Source organism: Psychrobacter sp. G (genome assembly GCF_000418305.1).
In the GTDB taxonomy this organism is placed as follows: Bacteria; Pseudomonadota; Gammaproteobacteria; order Pseudomonadales; family Moraxellaceae; genus Psychrobacter; species Psychrobacter cryohalolentis.
In genome coordinates this window covers 1983329-2002576 of sequence record NC_021661.1, presented here as the reverse complement: position 1 = coordinate 2002576, position 19248 = coordinate 1983329, and the positions used below count along the sequence as shown (strand labels likewise).

Genomic DNA, 19248 nt, shown 5'->3' with positions numbered 1-19248 from the left:
TGATAAGTAAGTGAAAAATGCTTTATTGATACTTTTATAATTATTTATGTGGTTGTAGAAATTGCCGACTTTAAGTGAGTATTATGACTGTTGCCAACCCTAACGCGAATACTAACAGTGAGAAGCCCTCATTGCGTTATCCTGTTATTTGTATTGATGGGCCAAGTGGCGCAGGTAAAGGCACAGTTACATGGCGCTTAGCACAAGCTTTAGGGTATCAGCTACTTGATTCAGGGGCGTTATATCGTATCGTTGGACTTAAGGCGTTTGAAGCTGGATTGATTACTGCTGATGCAAGTCAGACCATTGATGAGATGGCTGTATTAGCGTTAACTCAAAGCTTAGAGATTGCCTTTGTACCCAACAATGCATCAGGACGTGTCGATATTATCGTGAATGGTGATGCAGTAGGTGAGCAAGTTCGTAATGAAACGGTTGGCGGTTACGCATCACAGATAGCAGTATTTCCAAAAGTTCGTCGAGCATTGCTAACGCTGCAACAAGATATGGCAACTCGTTCAGGATTGGTTGCGGATGGTCGTGATATGGGTACAGTCGTGTTTCCAGACGCTGACGTTAAGGTGTTTTTGACAGCCAGTGCCGAAGCGCGTGCCGAGCGCCGTGTCACACAGCTACTAAATGCAGGTCAAATAGCAGACTTTGATGCAATATTAACAACGATTAAAGCCCGTGATGATCGTGATGAAAACCGTACAACGGCACCATCAAAGCCTGCAGCAGATGCGCTATTATTAGACAGCTCTGACTTAGATGCTGATGCGGTTTATGAGCAAGTAAAACAATATTGTCAGGATAAAGGTATTTGCTTCAATAGCTAATAATAACAAGGTAGTAAGTATGAAAAGGTTTCCTATAGGATTGATTTTAGTATAAAATTACAGTAGTAGACGCCAGTAATCTTTAGAAAATAATGGAATCTACTGTTTAAAGGTCATAATTTAAAAAATATAACGCATTTTAATATAAGACAGTTGTTGCTAGTGAGTTTGCTGACGCATTCGCTTATTAGCAACAAACGTTTTTATATATGACTGCATAGGATATAAAACCAGTATTCTCGTTTTATACAGTCATAAATTTGATCCGTACTGTGCTGGACAGGATACGGCTATACAAAGGTAGACATAATGGAATCATTTGCTGAACTATTTGAAGCGAGCATCGAAGAAACAGGTCTGGATATCGAGCGTGGCTCGGTTATCACCGGTACTGTTGTCGCCATCGATAACGACTGGATCACTGTTGATACGGGTCTAAAATCTGAAGGTATCGTCGCTCGTGAAGAGTTTTTAAGCGAAGAAGGCGAACTTGAAGTTGAAGTTGGCGATACAGTAGACGTAGTGGTTGAAGCGGTTGATAACGGTATGGGTCAAACCTTACTGTCACGTGAAAAAGCCAAACGCGTTGAAACTTGGAATTTCCTTGAAAAAATCTCTGACAATGATGAGATTGTAAAAGGTATTATTTCTAGCAAAGTAAAAGGCGGCTTTACTGTAGATATCGGTTCAGTACGCGCTTTCTTGCCAGGTTCATTGGTAGATGTACGTCCTATCCGTGATACGACGCATCTAGAAGGTAAAGAGTTAGAATTTAAAGTTATCAAACTTGATCAAAAACGTAACAACGTTGTTGTTAGTCGCCGTGCGGTTATGGAAGCTGAAAACTCAGCTGAGCGCGAAGAGCTATTGAACAAGCTTGAAGAAGGTATCGAAATCGAAGGTATCGTTAAGAACCTAACTGATTATGGTGCATTCGTTGATCTTGGTGGTATTGATGGTCTATTGCACATCACTGATATGGCATGGCGCCGTATTAAGCACCCATCTGAGGTTGTTGAAGTTGGTCAAGATCTTAAAGTTAAAGTACTTAAATTTGATCGTGAGCGCAATCGCGTCAGCTTAGGTCTAAAACAACTAGGTACTGATCCTTGGGATAACGTTGGCGGCACATACCCAGTGGGTAGCGTTGTTAAAGCTCGCGTAACCAACTTGACTGATTATGGTTGTTTCGCTGAAATCTCTGAAGGTATTGAAGGTCTAGTACACGTATCAGAGATGGATCATACCAACAAAAACATCCATCCGTCGAAAGTTGTTCAAGTGGGTGATGAAGTTGAAGTCATGATCCTTGATATCGATGAAGAACGTCGTCGTATCAGCTTAGGTATCAAGCAAACTCTAGCCAATCCATGGGATGAGTTTGATAAGAAACATGAGCGCGGTGATAAAATCACTGGTACGATCAAATCAATCACTGACTTCGGTATCTTTATCGGTCTAGATGGCGGTATTGATGGTCTAGTTCACTTGTCAGACATTTCTTGGAATGAAACTGGCGAAGATGCTATCCGTAACTACAACAAAGGCGACACCGTTGAAGCAATGGTATTGTCTGTAGATTCAGAAGCCAATCGTATCAGCCTAGGCGTGAAACAATTAACGTCAGATCCATTTAACGAATACCTAGTCAATAATGACCGCGGTGCTATCGTTAATGGTAAAGTAAAAGAAGTAGACGCTAAAGGTGCTACTATCGAACTTGCTGATGAAGTTGAAGCGTATCTACGTGCTTCTGAGATTCAACGTGACCGCGTTGAAGATGCGACTAAGCATCTAACTGTTGGTGATGATGTAGAAGCGAAAATCATCAGTGTTGATCGTAAAACACGTAATATCAGCCTGTCTATCAAAGCGAAAGACGAAGCTGAAGAGCGTCAAGCGATTAAAGAGTTAAGTAGCACAACTACGACTAGTACTGCTGCTGGTTCTGATGTACAACCAAAAACGATTGGTGACTTGATCAAAGAACAAATGCAGTAAGCTATTTACCGCTAATGTTATGATCTTATAAAAGAAAGCGACTCCGGTCGCTTTTTTTTATGGCTAAATTTTAGTATTAACGATAATTGATACAGTTTTTTCCTTGATAGAGGAACTCTTGTTTCCAATTTCCTTCAATATCCGCTATCATTTACAACATCGAGTAACGAGATGTAAAATCAGATCCAAGTCATTATAAATGAACAGATGTTTAGTCAACAATCGCGTGGTTGTCAGCTAATATTTTATAATATCTGTGGTGATCATTTTAGTCATTTCCATCATCTTATCTATCAATGAACAAGGCAAGTATGATAATGCAGCAAACAATCAATAAGTCCGAATTTATTAGTAATCTGAGTGCAAATTGTGACACGATGACAGATACTGTTGTCGATGACGCCGTACGCGAGATATTAAACTTGATGACTCATACGCTCTCCAATGATGGTCGAGTAGAAGTTCGTGGGTTTGGCAGTTTTTGTCTTCATCATCGCCGTGCTCGTATGGGTCGCAATCCTAAAACGGGTGAAAGCGTACCAGTACCTGCAAAAGCAATTCCGCATTTTAAGCCAGGCAAGGCATTACGTGAAGCTGTAAACGAAAAAGTAGCAGGCGGCCAATAAGCCAGTTGAAGTAATATAAGATATTCTACCGATCTACTACTAAAGTATGAGCCGATTTTTCTTATTTATACTAACCCTTTTATGACGTAGTAATCTCAATCAGTATGGCTTAGTTTTTATCCATTTATCTGTTCTATTAAAAACTTAAGGAGACGTCTGATGCGTATTTTATTATTAGTGCTGCTATTTTTGAGCTTCGCTTACTCGCTAGGTTTGGTATTGGCAAACAATACTGAAGTTGGCGTCAATCTTTTGTTTTCGCAAGCACCAACGATGAATTTAGGCTTGCTAATGATACTTTGCCTCATACTTGGTATCGTTATAGGTATCTTGTTAGCACTACTAATTTTCCGTGTTTTGCAAAATAAGTGGGAAATATTGCGTCTACAAAAGGCAAATACCAATTTGCAAGAGCAGATAACCCAAGCCAATATGGTGATTGATCGTCAAGCGAATGCGCCTACTGTAGAAGAAGCTGTTTATGGTGCAACAGCGGTCAATGTACAGGATACGACAATGCCCAATGCTCATCCCAACGCCAATGTGAATGATGGGTCAAGTTTGACCAAGCAAAAACGCGATTACTAATAATTTGTAATATGCATTTTCACTGCTGATTATAAATATAATAATTTGATAAACCTGATATAAAGAAGCATAACAATGAACAACGCAATTAATTCTCCTGTCATCGTTGCATTAGATAATATGACAAAGGATGCCTCTCTTGCATTAGCTGACCAATTAGATCCGGCATTATGCCGATTGAAAGTAGGTAAAGAGCTGTATACCCGCTGTGGTCCTGAGATAGTCAGAGCATTGCATCAGCGCCAATTTGAGGTTTTTTTAGACCTTAAATTTCATGATATCCCCAATACCACTGCACAAGCAGTATTGGCTGCCGCTGAGCTTGGTATATGGATGGTCAACGTTCATGCAAGTGCGGGCCACGATGCGATGTCATTGGCAAAACAGCGCTTGCTAGATAATGATTTTGACACGCTATTGATAGCAGTGACTGTCTTAACATCTATGGACAATGAAGCACTCATACAAACGGGCATCACCGACGGCTTAGAGGCACAAGTGAGCCGCTTAGCACAATTAACCAAGCAAGCAGGTCTCGATGGTGTAGTATGCTCAGCACAAGAAGCAAAGGCATTAAAGGCATTATGTGGTCAGGACTTTAAACTGATTACGCCTGGTATCCGTCTGCTAGATGATAATGCTGATGATCAAAAGCGTATTTGTACGCCAAAACAGGCATTACTTGATGGCTCTGATTATTTGGTGATAGGGCGCTCAATTACTCAAGCAGTAGATCCTGCAGCGAAATTACAGTTAATACTCCAAAGTCTCTAAATTTTTAAGTAGAGACTTCAGTCAAAAAGTAAAAAGACAGCCTAATCCGCTGTCTTTTTACTTTTTGTCCCTAGATGAAAAGGTGCTAAACTATTTATGTTTATTTAATGATATTGGCTGCTATGAAATTACAGATTTTGAGTGACTTACATATTGACAGTTATATACGTCAATCCCATCCGATAGGGCATATTCCCAAAACCGGCGCAGACATCGTACTGGTGGCGGGAGATACAGCAAATAGCGATATTGGTATGCCATGGCTACAAGAGCAAGCAGCGCGATTACAAGTCCCTCTAATCACTATCGCTGGTAATCATGAGTACTTTAATGAAGACGTGCTGCATTTTGATAAAAAGCTGGCGACTTGGGACAATTATGATAGTGAATCCAAGCAGGGCGTACGATTTTTGCAGTGTCAGCATATTGATATCGGAGAGGTGCGCATTTTAGGTTGTACGCTTTGGACAGATTATCAATATCAAGCCAATGAAGAGACTAGGGCAGTAGCAATGCGCTTTATGCGTGACTACAAACAGATCTATGCCGGCAGCGAGCTGTTTTCACCTGAAATGTCGATACAGATTCATGCTAAGCAGCGTCAATGGCTTAAACAAGCGTTGATAACGGCAAAAGCACTGGGCAAAAAAACCGTGGTAATGAGTCATCATAGCATCAGTCCATTATCTGTCTCTGAGAAGTATGCTGAGCTACCAAGTAATGCCGCATTTATCAGTGATTTATCAAGCTGGATGTATGAAGAGTGGGCACCAGCACTATGGGTGCATGGGCATACGCATGAAGCATTTGATTACCACATTCATAATACGCGCGTTATCGTCAATCCGCGTGCTTATCCAAATGAGGTTAGTAGTACGGCATTATCGTTTACATGGGATAGAGTAATTGATATCGGTTAGTCAAACGTAATAAATATGAGTATTTCTTTTTTGATTTCACCGTGTCATAACGTCTTATTTCTAATAAAATTAACGGGTCTGCTCTCAATATATTTGCTTTAGATTATATTGCAATTGGACTTATATTTGGTTCATTCCTGTCGAAAAATCTGATAGGCTTATGTGATGAGTAAACTTCCTAATAACACCACATCGAGCCTATCCGCTGAGAAGCTTGCGAGTCATAATCCAAGTGCACCAGCGCCCTCACATCTTCCTGATAGTATGATGTCGTCGGTCAGGTTGTTGCCTGAAGATAAGCGCCTGATTTTATTTACCAGACATTCCCTGCGTGAGCGCTCTGATGGTAATGGCTTTGCCAGTTATCAGTTGCCATTGACACCCAAAGGTCGTGTATTGGCAAAATCTTGGGGTCGTTGGTTGGCAGGACATCTGCCGTATTCGCTCGATGTTGATAGCATCTCAAGCCCGATTGGTCGCTGTCTTGATACGGCGCAGCTGATGCAAGAAGGGGCAGGACTACGGCGTGATATCGCGCACCAGTCATTGTTGGTTGAGCCTGGTAGCTTAGTGACCGAACCTGATATTGCAAATCCCATCTTTAAAGAGATTGGTGTTCTCAATTTTATCAATCGATTCTTGCAAGGCAATCTTGAAGGCACTAAAAACGCTTATCAAGGCGGTATCGATATTCTATCGCTTTTTTATCAAAATCAGCCGCAACACGGGCATCTAATGCTCGCTGTCAGCCATGACACTTTGTTATCTGCATTCTTAGCGGTGATGTTTGATGTTATTGAGATTGATTGGAACGATTGGCCAAAAATGATGGAAGGGGTATTTTTATGGTTTGATGACAAGCCATTCGAGCAGGCAAGTGCGTATTTTGTCTGGCGCGGTGAAGTTTATGTACGTCCAATACACACTTTGCTTGAAGCCTACCGTACTGCTGGCTTTCATCCAAATAAGCTATTATTGCCACCAGAAGTAAAATGGACATAAGCGCTATTTACGAAATTATTAATTACTTTTGAGCAGTCATAAAAAAACCTTGCCCCAGTATTAGAACCAGTGACAAGGTTTTAGTTATGATGTTATCGAAGCATCATACGGTCTAAACGCAACCAATCTTAAGCTAGTAAGCCTTTGATGGTTTTGTTTAGGCGGCTCTTACGACGAGCAGCTTTATTCTTATGAAGAATACCTTTGTCAGCCATACGATCAAGAACCGGTACCGCTTTTTTGTAAGCTTCGGTAGCCGCGTCATAATCTTTAGCAGCGATAGCCGCGTCAACACGTTTCAAATAAGTACGAACCATAGAGCGTTGTGACGCAGAGTTCTGACGACGTTTAGTGTTTTGACGGGCGCGTTTACGAGCTTGTGCAGTATTAGCCACGCGAATCTCCTTGATAAAGACAGATAAAATTATGAATGTGGATTGCAATAAAGGGTTTAACCATCATCGATAACGAGCAGCCGTCTCGCCGAACATGATGTCGATGCCTACTATTAAAGTATCTGATAGTAATAAATCATCGCAAGCGCCAAAACTGTTTGGAATAATTAAACAGCGTTGACGTGTAAAGCCGGTTATCTTAGCAAATTATCGCCCTTAGGACAATAAGTTTGATGATTAATGCTCAAAGAAGTTACGGCATTACGTGGATGAGCGGGATTTTATGCCTTTAATAGGTATTTATAAAGGTATTTATCATAATATTGAGTGAGTATTTGAGTCTAAATGAGCGTATGAGCTGAGTGAAACTGTTTGCTGATAAAATCTCTTACAATAAATCATGCATAATAGCCTCGATGATTGATTAATTTAGGTATGATACTACAGTGGTCAGCGTCACCGACGGGCTTTAAAAAGTCACATTTTTGACGATCATAAGTATTCCAACACTCTATAAATGGATAGGATATGCAGCGAAAAGCAATGGTAATAGGTGCAACGGGATTGGTTGGGCAACATCTTGTAAAGCAGCTGAGTGAGATTTATGACACATTAATTGTGATTGCACGGCGTCCTCCTCGCTACATCAATGCGAGCATGCGTTTTTATCAGGTGAATGATTTTGACAACTTAGCCGAAATCTTTACAAGCATTGGCGCTGATCGAAAAACGGATGCTTTTAGTTGCTTGGGCACCACCAAAAAACAAGCGGGTAGTGATGAAGCTTTTCGCAAGATTGATCATGATTATAATGTTGGTTTTGCCAAACTTTGCCAAGATAAAGGCGTTGAAAACTTCTTTTTATTGTCCTCGATGAATGCTGACATCGACAGTCGCTTTTTATATAATCGGGTAAAGGCTGAAACGGAAGAGTCCATAATGGCATTAGGGTTTGCCCAATTGGTTATTTTCCGTCCATCATTACTACTTGGTAAACATAAGGGTCGCCCGCTTGAGAGTCTGGGACAAAAAGCCTTCCAGCTTATCTCGCCATTGGTGTCAGAGTCATTATCCTTACATCCTATTTCAGCTAAGCGTGTCGCTAGTGCCATGGCGATGAGCGCCCATGATATCTATCATCGCAGTAAATACCGCAGCGAACCCGCGATTAAAACCACTGATATTATCGAAAATAAACAGATGCTTGCGATGACCCGTGTAAAACATTAAGCTATTAATCAGATAACTTTTACATTTATTACTACTACAATAAATAGCCTAAGTAATATTTAGGTTTAATAAGTCAAAACAATTTAACTATAACAGACAAGGAGTCTCACCATGCCAGAATCAGCAACAATGACCAAAGAAAACTTTGTAACTTGTGATTTATTAGATGCCAATCCTGAATCACAGGTATGCCTGCCTAATATCGAAGGTAAATCGTTTTATAGTTTTGGCGGTAAAGATAAATTCTGCGGTGAGATTGTGACCGTCAAATGTTTTGAAGATAATAGTCGCGTCAAATCGTTGCTTAACAGTGATGGTAAAGACAAAGACGGTAATGGCAAAGTATTGGTCGTTGATGGTGGCGGGTCTATGCGCTGTGCGCTATTAGGCGATATGATTGCACAGTCGGCTATTGATAATGGCTGGGCAGGGGTCATTGTATATGGCTGTGTTCGCGATGTTGATGATATGGCAGCAATGGACATCGGGGTCATGGCGCTTGGTTGTATCCCGCGTAAATCAAATCGCCGCGATGAAGGTCAAACCGATCTTGAAATCAGCTTTGGTGATTTAACGCTAAATTCTGGTATGTTTGTCTACGCAGACAATAACGGCATTATCGCTAGTGACAAGCCATTAATTTAAAGACAAAGTCTGTTTTTGAAGAGTTCCCTATAAAGACCTTGGCTCGCAAGCTAAGGTCTTTTCGTTTATCAGCCCTATTCTTAGCAATAAATCTTTATTTTATAAAGTGTTTGGCTCTTTATATTTTTTATAATAATGCTATGTGACAAACCGTTACGGCATAAATTTTGGTAATTGCGCAAATATTCGTATAATAGCTTTCTGACTCTTAACATTGATCTTACCCTTTATGCCTATCACTGCTTTGACTGACGCCTTTGCCCCGATTAACCAGCAATTATTCCCTATCCAAAATGCCCAGCGCCGCTGGCTTGCACCTGTACACGGTGCAGTCAGCAGCTTATGGCTGGCAAGTTTAGTACAAGCACCTATATGGAATGTTGCCGAGCGTCTAAAAGTCGTAGTGACGCGTGACCAAAATCAGCTGAATCAAATAGAGACAGAATTGGCGTTTTGCGGCGTGGATGCTCATGTATTTCCTGATTGGGAGACGCTGACCTATGATGAGTTGTCACCGCATCAAGATATTGTCAGCGAGCGTATCAATTTATTAACTGATATGCCAACGTCAGGCGTGCTATTGATATCTGTGCAAGCATTAATGCACCGTGTTGCGCCACCAAGCTGGTTAATTGGACAGCATTTTGATTTAAGTGTTGGCGATCAATTTGATATCAATACCCAACGTAGCTTATTAGCAAAAGCAGGTTATCGAGCGGTAGATAATGTCTTTGAGCCGGGGGAATTTGCGGTACGTGGTAGTATCATTGATATCTTTGCCATGGGTCAGCCATTCCCGCTACGTCTAGATTTATTCGACGATGAAATTGAAACCATTCGCTTTTTTAATCCGCAGACCCAACGGACATTGACCGTTGATGATTTAAAGTCAATGATGAGTGGTAACGATAGTAGTATGGGCAAAGAGTCATTGTCGCTACTGCATAAACTGCCAGATATCTCAAAGCCTATTAAACAGTTTCAGATCCTACCCGCAAAAGAGTTTCCACTTGATGAAGGGCGTGAAACCTTTCGTACCAATTTTGCTGCCATGTTCCCCAATAGCAATAGCCGTAAATTCGAATTACATAAAGATGTAATGGCGGGCATTGCGAGTAGCGGACTGGAATATTATCAGCCACTGTTTTTTGATTTAAAAGATTGGACGGTAGAGAGTAGTTTATTTGCTTATCTGCCAAGCGATACGCTATTCATCACTGATGAGCTAATTAACGAGAAACAAGCGGATTATTGGTCGCAAATCCAGCGCCGCTATGAAGAGCGTCGTCACGATATTGATAAACCTATTGTCGCCCCTGAGTTGCTGTATTTGTTGTCAAATACTCTTAACGAGCATCTCAATCATTATCCACGGGTGATACTCAGTGCACGTAATGAACTGTCGACAATGAATGATGCATCTGCGATTGACGAGACAGTATTGGAGAGTCCATTACAGTTATCTGAGCAACCACAGTTAGATTTTGTTCAGAATAAGCAACAAGGATTGGTGACTTTAAGTGCGCAAGAGCCGCCACAGTTGGCGGTCAATCATCAAAAAGCAGAGCCACTTACTGAGCTGCTAGCGTTTTTAGAGCTACAAGCGCAAACAGCAACACCAGTATTGATAGTATCTGAGACAGCAGGTCGTCGTGAGATTCTTATTGAGCTGTTTAAGGGTAAGATTGAGATCAAGGCTTATGATAGTTTTGCAGCATTTTTAGCTGCCGATAAAAGCACTGGGCTTAATAATAAAAAGTTGCCACAGGTTGGGCTGACGGTTGCACCTATTGAACGTGGCGTCTATGTGCCAGAACGTTTGGTTCTGATTAGTGAGACACAATTATTTGGTCGGCAAGTGCTGCAAACGCGCCGCCGCCGTCAAAGTGGTGTATCAGAAGAGTTCTTGGTTAAAAGCGTGACTGAAATAACTGATGGCAGTCCAGTCGTTCATATTGAGCATGGCATTGGACGTTATAATGGTTTAATAACCTTAGATGTCGGAGATGGTGAGCAAGAATTTATTCACTTAAAATACGCTGATGATGCCAGTATTTACGTGCCGGTTGCCAATCTGCAAATGATTAATCGCTATAGCGGCGGTGATCCCGCGCTTGCACCATTGCACAAGATTGGTAGTGGAAAATGGGACAAAGCTAAACAGAAAGCGCTCGAGCAAATCCATGATGTCGCAGCTGAGTTGCTTAATATACAAGCACGGCGTGAGGCAAAGGTCGGTATTCATTTTAAAATAGATATCTCGCAATACGAGCTGTTTGCTAGTCAGTTTGCCTTTGAAGAAACGCCGGATCAAGCCAATGCTATTCATGCAGTCATGGAAGATATGAAGCAGAATCAGCCCATGGATCGTCTCATCTGTGGTGATGTGGGTTTTGGTAAAACGGAAGTAGCCATGCGCGCGGCATTCATCGCGGTCAGTGCTGGTTATCAAGTAGCGGTGCTGGTGCCGACGACTTTGCTGGCAGGTCAGCATGAAGACAATTTTCGTGATCGTTTTGCTGATTGGCCAGTACGTATTGAAACGCTTTCGCGCTTTGGCGGTAAAAAACATCAAGACACTGTGCTAACAGACCTTGCGGCAGGCAAGGTTGATATCGTCATTGGTACGCATAAGTTATTACAGCCCGATGTAAAGTTCTCTAATCTAGGTCTAATGATTGTTGACGAAGAACATCGCTTTGGGGTGCGCCATAAAGAGCGTATTAAGGCGATTCAGACTGATGTTGATAGTATGTCGATGACAGCGACGCCCATCCCGAGAACGCTCAATATGGCGCTCTCAGGTATGCGTGATATGTCGATTATTGCCACGCCACCAGCCCGTCGTCTTGCGATTAAGACCTTTGTCATGCAGAAGACCGATGCTTTAATGAAAGAGGCTATCTTGCGTGAGCTGTTGCGGGGTGGTCAGGTTTATCTATTGCATAACGATGTGGCCAGTATTGAGCGCATGGCAGAGACCATACGTGAACTGGTGCCTGAAGCGCGAGTAGGGGTCGCTCATGGGCAAATGCAAGAGCGTCAACTAGAACAAGTCATGCAGCAGTATTATCATAAAAAATTCAATGTGCTAATTTGTTCGACCATTATCGAAACTGGTATTGATGTACCGAATGCTAATACCATTATTATAGAGCGCGCGGATAAGTTTGGTTTGGCTCAATTACATCAGCTGCGTGGTCGCGTGGGTCGTAGTCATCATCAAGCTTATTGCTATTTACTTGTACCGTCTATCAAGGGGCTTAAAGGAGATGCCAAGCGCCGATTGCATGCTATTGAGCGTGCTAACACATTAGGTGCAGGCTTTATGCTGGCAAGTGAAGATTTAGAGATTCGCGGTGCTGGGGAAATACTTGGTAAGCAGCAAAGTGGTAATATGCAGGCAATTGGTTTCAGTCTATATATGGATATGCTAGAGCGAGCAACGAAGGCGATTAAAGCCGGTAAAGAGCCTGATTTAAGTACACCATTATCGCTAACCAGCGAAATCAATCTGCATAGCTCGGCACTGATACCAGAAGAGTATCTGCATGATGTGCATCAGCGTTTGTTATTTTATAAACGTATTGGTAATGCCGATGATAAAGAGGCACTGACTGATATTCGAACTGAAATGATTGATCGTTTTGGTGTTTTGCCAGAGCAGACCAAGCAGTTATTTGCGGTTCATGGTCTACGCATACAAGCCGAGCCTTTGAAAATTAATAAAATTGATGCCAATAGTAATAGCATGACATTAGAGTTTGCACCCGATACCCCGGTCGATGCTTTGGCGATTATTAAACTAATTCAAGCAAATGGGCAGCACTATCGTATGAATGGTGCTTCTGGCATTCGCTATCAGGATGCTGATAAATTGGCAACACCGCAGCAGCGTGTCACGGTGATTCAAGAGTTATTAAGCTATTTTAGCAAGCATATGGTGGTAGAGTCGGTTTAGGATATTCAATCATCACTATATACCATGGAAAATAGCTGTTTAACCTTTACCTTATAGACTAAGAGATTTAAAAAGCAGGACATTTAGACAATAAATCATGACGCTATTTTATCGATTGGATAACTGATAAAATAGCGTCACTGTATTTTTACCTTAAATATCTGTTTTAAATTTTAAGCCTAATCTTTCTTTCTTATTCTTTTACTTGAGTTTCATAACAAGAGAACCGCCATTATGTTCCAACTTCATCATAAACTTGCTGCCGATAGTTTTTTAGTGGGTGATTTTCCACTATCAACCTGTCGCTTAATCAATGATTGCCAGTTTCCATGGTTGATATTGGTGCCACGAGTATCAGGCATCAAAGAATTGTATGAATTGTCTGAGGCAGACCAAACGCAGTTTTTGCGTGAATCAAGCTGGTTATCAAGTCAGCTCGCTAAAACTTTTCAGGCAGATAAAATGAATGTGGCAGCGCTCGGTAATCAAGTACCACAGCTTCATTTTCATCATATTGTCCGCTATCAAAACGATATGCAGTGGCCAAATCCGGTATGGGGCGTTCCTGCAGTGCCTTATAGCAAAGAAGTATTGGCGCAAATGCAACAGACTTTGATGATGGCACTGCGCGGTCATCATCAAATGCCGTTTGATTGGCAGATGTAACTAACTACTTATTGATAGTTTTAACATTGCTTGGTACATGCCAGTTAAAAGAAGTCAGATATATTATCTGGCTTTTTTGCCATTAGCTCGAAATTGATATTTATGTTTAGTACAAAGGTCTTGAGATGATGATTTCATTGGCTTTGGTAACAAAATAAATGACAAACGGTATACTTTGAGGAATCAATGACATAGCTGTTAATAAAATTAAAACGTATAATATGCAAGTTAACTGTTTAATTTCTCTTATATTATTTATAAGCATAAATATTTTTTATAAGGATAAGGTACATTATCTATACTATCTTTATGAGTACTTTCAATGATTTTACTGATTTAAGCGAATAGCTCTCATGGCACTTTTAGACACCTTTAGCCCAAAAAAATCTATACAGGGTACAGATGTCTGTCGATTTGATTATCCTGAAATCTTTGTTCTCATACTCAGCGTGATACTGCTCGCTATCCATTTTGACTTCAGTCCAACTTCGATGGCACTTTTAATCGTCGTCTGCTTACCTAGCCTCATGATTTTAGTTTATAACTTTCGTCGTCAAAAAAGCTTTTGGACGTCTAATATAGTTATTATTTTATTGTCTTCTGTTATTGGTTCCATTCAGCTTTGTCCTATTATCTCATTAAGTTTAGCGTCGTTGATCGGATTGCGTATTATTATTAGCAGCCCTGAGAATCATCTAAAGCTGGTTTCTGTATCCATCGTTACCATCATTATTTTTTACTACGTTAGTGTCATTTTGAGTAGTGCCGAGATAGATTGTCACACCACTTGGATAACGCCTATCATCTTGCTAGCAACGATGATCGTAATGCTTTGTCACTTTCGCCATATATATTATGAGTATATCCATTATGAGGCACGGGCTGAGCAAGTGGTCGGGCGCTTAAGTACGATGGTGTCGGTAATCAATAAGTTGACACGTTTCGTACCACCGCAAGTATGGGAGCCTATTGTCAAAGCGGACGGTCCAGTTACTGTCGCTAATAAACGCGCTAAACTGACGATTATGTTTTCAGATATCGTTGGTTTCACTGAGCTGTCTGATAGCTTAAGTGCAGATAATTTGGCTGATATTTTAAACACTTATATGCACTGTATGACTTTGATCGCCAATAAACATGGGGCAGTATTAGATAAGTTTATTGGTGATGGCATGGTGTGTTTTTTTGGAGAGCCAAATAGCCGCGGTCCGCGTCAAGATGCCTTAGATTGCGTAGCTATGGCAATAGATATGCGCCGTGAAATGCGCACATTGAGACAAAAATGGCGACTGATGGGCTTTGAGGGATTATATATACGCGTAGGCATTAGCACAGGCTACTGTCATGTTGGCAACTTTGGTAGTAATAATCGTCTGAGCTATACGCTGATTGGCAAAGAGGCCAATCTGGCTTCAAGGCTTGAAGCTGTCGCTGGTAAGGGTGAAATATACATTAGCGAGAGCACTCACGACTATATCGCTCATGATTTTGACTGCGAATACGCAGGTGCTTTCCCGCTAAAAGGTTTCGATGATAAAGTAAGTGCTTGGAAAGTATTGGATCCAGATGAAAATAAAGGCAAGTTATCGAAATGGGTAGACCACACGCTTCCAGGTTTTAATCTGCATTTGAACTTTAGAGACATGCAAGATAACGATTATCAAGATATTAGAAGTCGTCTTAATCTTGCACTTGCACGTATTGAGCAAGAAGAAAAATCTGCCGCTATTAAAATTGACGCAGCCAGCAAAAAAGAAGGGAAGCATAAATAATTTATAGCAATATTATAATGATAGTAAATAATTTTCTTTGCTCATGAATAGATTGTGATTACTTAAAGTATCAGATATTGGAATAGGAAAAAGCCAGCTATAAGACATAGTTGGCTTTTTTATGAGTATAAAGTCATCAATAATTAGTGATTTTCTTTAGCATGGTTCAAAGTGTACTTAGGAATTTCGATGGTTAAATCGTCATCCTCAAGCATCACTTGGCAGGACAAGCGTGAATCAGGTTCCAGTCCCCAAGCACGGTCGAGTAAGTCAGCTTCGATATCATCCATCTCATCTAAGCTATTAAAACCTTTACGCACTACGACATGGCAAGTCGTACAAGCTTTTGACATCTCGCAAGCATGTTCAATCTTGATGCCTTTTTCGAGTAAGGCTTTACATAAGTTTTCGCCTGCTGCTAATTCAACTTCGATGCCTTTAGGGCAAATTTCATGATGGGGTAGTACAGTGATTTTTGGCATAAGGTAGTCTATCCGGTGCTAATCCATTTAAAATAACATCTAAAAATATAAAAATATGCTTAATTTGACACGTCAGTAATATGGTAACTTATTTCTGTTACCAGTCTTTGGCGCTGGTACCTGCCATACTGGTCTTGACACTTTGATTCATGATAAGAGCAGCAAAGGCGTCGCTATGCGGTTTAAGCGCCAGCTTTTTTGCATCAATAAGGGTTAAGTCATTGGTATCAAGCGCAGCTTGCAAGTCTTGCATAGTGTGTGCCAAAGACTGCTTAGCATCTTCTGAAAGTAAAGCGTCAAAATCTTTCAATGCCGATTGCAGTGCCAGTATCTCACGTTCTGCTTCAACCTTGGTTTCAATCAATGAGCGCGCGTTTTTGTCTTCTTCAGCGTATTTAAATCCTGCAATGAGTAACTGTTCTTTTTGTTCATCAGACAAGCCATAAGAGGGCACAATCTCAATTTTACTTTCGGTCTTGGTAGTGGTTTCTTGTGCATTCACTGTCAGCTGCCCATTAGCATCAATGCTAAAAGTCACTTCGATTCGCGCAAATCCCGCTTTCATGGGCGGAATGCCGTATAGCTCAAAGCGTCCCAGTGAGCGGCAGTTATCGACAGTCTCGCGCTCACCTTGTACCACATGAATCACCATGCCGGTTTGGCCATCTTGATAAGTGGTAAATATTTGGCGTTTCTTAACTGGAATAGGGGTATTACGCGGGATAAGCACTTCAACCAAACCGCCCATAGTTTCAAGACCAAGCGATAGCGGAGTGATATCTAACAACAATAAATTATTATCACTATCACCGTTGACCAATTGATGTGCAGTTTGTGCCGCACCTAAAGCAACGACTTCATCTGGATTTAATCGACAAAGTGGCTGCTTTGCAAAAAAATCAGTAACCACTTGTTTAACAGCAGGCATGCGGGTCGAGCCGCCAACTAAAATAACTTCATCTAAGTCGGATGTTGAAATTTTGGCATCACGTAATACTTGTTCGCAAACGCTCAAGGTGCGGCGACTCACTGGGTCTACAATGACTAATAAATCTTCACGGCGCAATATGCCCTTAAAAGATTGCTCATTCACGACGATATCAATATCGACTTGCTCAGTATCCGTCAGTGCTTGTTTATAAGCTTTGGCTTGCTGAGCAAGGATTGACTTATCATGCAGGCTGACGTCTTTAGGATCGATATTTAACTGCTTGATCAACCAATTGGTTAATAAGCGATCGATATCATCACCACCAAGTGCACTATTACCACCTGTCGCTAGCACCTCAAAAACGCCATCGTTTAGTTTCAAAATCGACACATCAAACGTACCGCCGCCCAAATCATAGATAAGGTAATGTTTCTCAATACCTGCATCAGTTGCTTGGTCGAGTCCATAAGCAACCGCAGCCGCAGTAGGTTCGTTTAACAGACGCAGTACCTTGATACCAGCTGCTTGGGCGGCGTCTTTAGTAGCTTGGCGCTGTGCTTCATCAAAATAGGCAGGCACGGTAATGACCGCACCTTGAATGCTATCCTCAGGCAATGCGTGAGCAGCACGCTGTTCTAGCGCTGCTAAGATACGCGCTGACACTTCAACAGGAGATACGGCTCCTTGCGCAGTGACAAAAGCTGGCATTTCATCCTTGCCACCGCTTAGCTCATAAGGATGAGAGAATTTGATATCAGCTTGGCTGCGACCCATAAAGCGCTTGGCTGAAATAATGGTATTTTTAGGATCATCTACTACGTGGGCGAGGGCGTCCGAGCCAACCAATGGGCTACCTTCACTTGGATAATACACCACAGAAGGCAACAAGGTATCTGTCGCTGTGCTTGCTTGCAAAACTTGGGCCTTGCCTGAGCGTACCACGGCGACCAATGATCGCGTGGTACCAAGGTCAATGCCTAGGCCAAAACGATGCTCGTGAGGTCGGGTGCTTTGATTGGGTTCAGCAATTTGCATTAAGGACATAAGATAACTCAAAGATAAAATGAATAAGTGAAATGATACAAAGACGATAAATAGACTATCGTTAGTACAACATAAAATGGTTTTGCTATAAATGTTTGAATATAGAAACTAGCCATTAAAGGCTTTTAGAGTTAAGATTATACGAGATAATTGGTCTTATTTTAACCGTCGCTTTTTAAAACTTCTGAAACGTATTATAAATTGAGCCGTTATTATTATATTCAATAATAACGCTACTAATAAGCGCATTAATTACACATATAAATCATCATCATCATCTAAATGTGTAGCTGCCGAAATTCCATCAATGGCTGTCACGACGTCAGCATTTAACTTCACCAGAAATTTCAGCTTTTGGGTAGAATCAATAGCGGTTTGCCAGTCTTGAGACTCATAAGCGTTTTTAAAGCTTGCTGACTGCTTTGCTAGACGTTCTGTAATCTGTGGATGTAACTGCTTTAGCGTTGCTATATCTTGAGCACCAATAGCGTCGTCCAAATCCATGCGCATTTCCATAGCGTCTTCTAAGAAGTCTAGATCTGCGATGGAATGCTCTAGACTTTGCGCTTGACCTGCCATATCTAACAAGTAACTGGCTCGACTATCAGGCGAACTCAGAGTTTGATAGCCCTGATTAATAAGCGCTGATGCTTGCTCAGATTGCTGCTGTACTTTTGCAATATTGGCTATATTTTTTGCGACATTGTCAGGATGATAGCGTTTTTGCAAAAAACGTAAACGCTGATCCAAATTGTCTTGTACAACATCAAACTGTACGGGCTGCTCAAATAAGGCAAAAAAATTATCAAACTGTGGTTCTAATACGTTGTCTGTCATATCGTCTGCCTTTATTTTATTTATTATTTTAAGGGCTTCTATTTTATATAGTAAAACGGTTATACCGTAAAGGACTCACCGCAGCCACATTCGCCTTTCTGATTAGGATTACTGAATTTAAAGCCTTCATTGAGACCTTCTTTTTCATAATCCATTAATAGACCATCGAGATATACCAAGCTTTTAGGGTCAATAAAAATACTAACACCAAGGCTCTCATAACGAGTGTCATTTTCGTCAGGAATATCAACGAACTCTAAAACATAAGCCAAGCCTGAACATCCTGCCGTACGAATACCCACGCGTATGCCTTCGCCTTTACCGCGATTGTCCAAAAACTCACGCACATGTTGAGCGGCGCGTTCTGTCATTTCAATCATGCCAACTCCCATTGACTATCAATAATAGGGATAAAAATTCAAAATAAATAACGAAATAAATAAAAGGTGACAATTACATAAGCGTCATTGTCACCTCCTTGGCGTTAGCCGCTTTCTGGCAGCTTGCGCTTTCATACAGAGAACAAGTTGCTAAA

The 19248-nt window shown here is 41.2% G+C and carries 17 protein-coding genes; 12 read left to right on the top strand and 5 right to left on the bottom strand.

Annotated features, from left to right (window positions below):
* Positions 1-83 precede the first annotated feature (83 nt).
* From cmk to PSYCG_RS08245, 7 genes are all read left to right on the top strand, one after another.
* Positions 84-839, top strand: coding sequence for a (d)CMP kinase (gene cmk / locus PSYCG_RS08275; RefSeq protein WP_020443772.1), 756 nt, complete (start codon positions 84-86; stop codon positions 837-839).
* Between the two features lie 309 nt (positions 840-1148).
* A complete protein-coding gene (gene rpsA / locus PSYCG_RS08270; RefSeq protein WP_020443771.1) occupies positions 1149-2840 on the top strand; it encodes a 30S ribosomal protein S1 in 1692 nt (563 codons plus the stop codon).
* A 317-nt stretch (positions 2841-3157) separates the two neighbouring features.
* On the top strand, positions 3158-3466 hold the full coding sequence (locus PSYCG_RS08265) for an integration host factor subunit beta (RefSeq protein WP_020443770.1): 309 nt from the start codon (positions 3158-3160) through the stop codon (positions 3464-3466).
* 159 nt (positions 3467-3625) lie between these two features.
* Positions 3626-4054, top strand: a complete 429-nt coding sequence (locus PSYCG_RS08260) for a LapA family protein (RefSeq protein WP_020443769.1) — start codon at positions 3626-3628, stop codon at positions 4052-4054.
* Between the two features lie 75 nt (positions 4055-4129).
* Positions 4130-4828, top strand: coding sequence for an orotidine-5'-phosphate decarboxylase (pyrF, locus tag PSYCG_RS08255; RefSeq protein WP_020443768.1), 699 nt, complete (start codon positions 4130-4132; stop codon positions 4826-4828).
* A gap of 122 nt (positions 4829-4950) precedes the next feature.
* Positions 4951-5748, top strand: a complete 798-nt coding sequence (locus tag PSYCG_RS08250) for a metallophosphoesterase (protein ID WP_144061767.1) — start codon at positions 4951-4953, stop codon at positions 5746-5748.
* Positions 5749-5913: 165 nt separating this feature from the next.
* Positions 5914-6750, top strand: a complete 837-nt coding sequence (locus tag PSYCG_RS08245; RefSeq protein WP_020443766.1) for a histidine phosphatase family protein — start codon at positions 5914-5916, stop codon at positions 6748-6750.
* A 128-nt stretch (positions 6751-6878) separates the two neighbouring features.
* Here the strand turns inward: PSYCG_RS08245 and rpsT are convergent, their stop codons facing one another.
* The gene (gene rpsT / locus PSYCG_RS08240) at positions 6879-7145 is read right to left on the bottom strand and encodes a 30S ribosomal protein S20 (protein ID WP_011513993.1); all 267 of its coding nucleotides are present in this window, start codon (positions 7143-7145) and stop codon (positions 6879-6881) included.
* 528 nt (positions 7146-7673) lie between these two features.
* Here rpsT and PSYCG_RS08235 point away from each other — a divergent pair.
* The 5 genes from PSYCG_RS08235 (at position 7674) to PSYCG_RS08215 (ending at position 15419) form a co-directional block, all read left to right on the top strand.
* The gene (locus PSYCG_RS08235; RefSeq protein ID WP_020443765.1) at positions 7674-8375 is read left to right on the top strand and encodes an NAD-dependent epimerase/dehydratase family protein; all 702 of its coding nucleotides are present in this window, start codon (positions 7674-7676) and stop codon (positions 8373-8375) included.
* 129 nt (positions 8376-8504) lie between these two features.
* Positions 8505-9020: a ribonuclease E activity regulator RraA gene (rraA, locus tag PSYCG_RS08230; protein ID WP_041772578.1), complete on the top strand. Its 516-nt coding sequence runs from the start codon at positions 8505-8507 to the stop codon at positions 9018-9020.
* Positions 9021-9249: 229 nt separating this feature from the next.
* Positions 9250-12981 carry a transcription-repair coupling factor gene (gene mfd, locus PSYCG_RS08225; protein ID WP_020443763.1) on the top strand — a complete coding sequence of 1244 codons (3732 nt, stop codon included), beginning with the start codon at positions 9250-9252 and terminating at the stop codon, positions 12979-12981.
* A gap of 234 nt (positions 12982-13215) precedes the next feature.
* A complete protein-coding gene (locus PSYCG_RS08220; RefSeq protein ID WP_011513989.1) occupies positions 13216-13647 on the top strand; it encodes an HIT domain-containing protein in 432 nt (143 codons plus the stop codon).
* A 353-nt stretch (positions 13648-14000) separates the two neighbouring features.
* Complete coding sequence (locus PSYCG_RS08215; protein ID WP_020443762.1) at positions 14001-15419, top strand: adenylate/guanylate cyclase domain-containing protein; 1419 nt, start codon at positions 14001-14003, stop codon at positions 15417-15419.
* A 143-nt stretch (positions 15420-15562) separates the two neighbouring features.
* On the opposite strand, the gene fdx is transcribed toward PSYCG_RS08215, so the two are convergent.
* The 4 genes from fdx to iscA all read right to left on the bottom strand — a co-directional run bounded on the left by fdx (position 15563) and on the right by iscA (position 19093).
* Positions 15563-15901 carry an ISC system 2Fe-2S type ferredoxin gene (gene fdx, locus PSYCG_RS08210; protein WP_011513987.1) on the bottom strand — a complete coding sequence of 113 codons (339 nt, stop codon included), beginning with the start codon at positions 15899-15901 and terminating at the stop codon, positions 15563-15565.
* Between the two features lie 97 nt (positions 15902-15998).
* Positions 15999-17876 (bottom strand): Fe-S protein assembly chaperone HscA, encoded by a 1878-nt coding sequence (gene hscA / locus PSYCG_RS08205; RefSeq protein ID WP_020443761.1) that lies wholly within the window; start codon positions 17874-17876, stop codon positions 15999-16001.
* Positions 17877-18128: 252 nt separating this feature from the next.
* Positions 18129-18713 (bottom strand): Fe-S protein assembly co-chaperone HscB, encoded by a 585-nt coding sequence (hscB, locus tag PSYCG_RS08200; RefSeq protein ID WP_020443760.1) that lies wholly within the window; start codon positions 18711-18713, stop codon positions 18129-18131.
* A 59-nt stretch (positions 18714-18772) separates the two neighbouring features.
* Complete coding sequence (iscA, locus tag PSYCG_RS08195; protein ID WP_011280745.1) at positions 18773-19093, bottom strand: iron-sulfur cluster assembly protein IscA; 321 nt, start codon at positions 19091-19093, stop codon at positions 18773-18775.
* Positions 19094-19248 lie beyond the last annotated feature (155 nt).

What these genes read in the sequence shown, in the direction of transcription:
- hscB (WP_020443760.1), bottom strand. Translation starts at nt 18,713, where the DNA reads ATGACAGACAACGTATTAGAACCACAGTTTGATAATTTTTTTGCCTTA.
- rpsA (WP_020443771.1), top strand. Translation starts at nt 1,149, where the DNA reads ATGGAATCATTTGCTGAACTATTTGAAGCGAGCATCGAAGAAACAGGT.
- PSYCG_RS08235 (WP_020443765.1), top strand. Translation starts at nt 7,674, where the DNA reads ATGCAGCGAAAAGCAATGGTAATAGGTGCAACGGGATTGGTTGGGCAA.
- PSYCG_RS08215 (WP_020443762.1), top strand. Translation starts at nt 14,001, where the DNA reads ATGGCACTTTTAGACACCTTTAGCCCAAAAAAATCTATACAGGGTACA.
- PSYCG_RS08265 (WP_020443770.1), top strand. Translation starts at nt 3,158, where the DNA reads ATGCAGCAAACAATCAATAAGTCCGAATTTATTAGTAATCTGAGTGCA.
- PSYCG_RS08260 (WP_020443769.1), top strand. Translation starts at nt 3,626, where the DNA reads ATGCGTATTTTATTATTAGTGCTGCTATTTTTGAGCTTCGCTTACTCG.
- fdx (WP_011513987.1), bottom strand. Translation starts at nt 15,901, where the DNA reads ATGCCAAAAATCACTGTACTACCCCATCATGAAATTTGCCCTAAAGGC.
- PSYCG_RS08220 (WP_011513989.1), top strand. Translation starts at nt 13,216, where the DNA reads ATGTTCCAACTTCATCATAAACTTGCTGCCGATAGTTTTTTAGTGGGT.
- hscA (WP_020443761.1), bottom strand. Translation starts at nt 17,876, where the DNA reads ATGTCCTTAATGCAAATTGCTGAACCCAATCAAAGCACCCGACCTCAC.
- iscA (WP_011280745.1), bottom strand. Translation starts at nt 19,093, where the DNA reads ATGATTGAAATGACAGAACGCGCCGCTCAACATGTGCGTGAGTTTTTG.
- PSYCG_RS08250 (WP_144061767.1), top strand. Translation starts at nt 4,951, where the DNA reads ATGAAATTACAGATTTTGAGTGACTTACATATTGACAGTTATATACGT.
- PSYCG_RS08245 (WP_020443766.1), top strand. Translation starts at nt 5,914, where the DNA reads ATGAGTAAACTTCCTAATAACACCACATCGAGCCTATCCGCTGAGAAG.
- pyrF (WP_020443768.1), top strand. Translation starts at nt 4,130, where the DNA reads ATGAACAACGCAATTAATTCTCCTGTCATCGTTGCATTAGATAATATG.
- mfd (WP_020443763.1), top strand. Translation starts at nt 9,250, where the DNA reads ATGCCTATCACTGCTTTGACTGACGCCTTTGCCCCGATTAACCAGCAA.
- cmk (WP_020443772.1), top strand. Translation starts at nt 84, where the DNA reads ATGACTGTTGCCAACCCTAACGCGAATACTAACAGTGAGAAGCCCTCA.
- rraA (WP_041772578.1), top strand. Translation starts at nt 8,505, where the DNA reads ATGACCAAAGAAAACTTTGTAACTTGTGATTTATTAGATGCCAATCCT.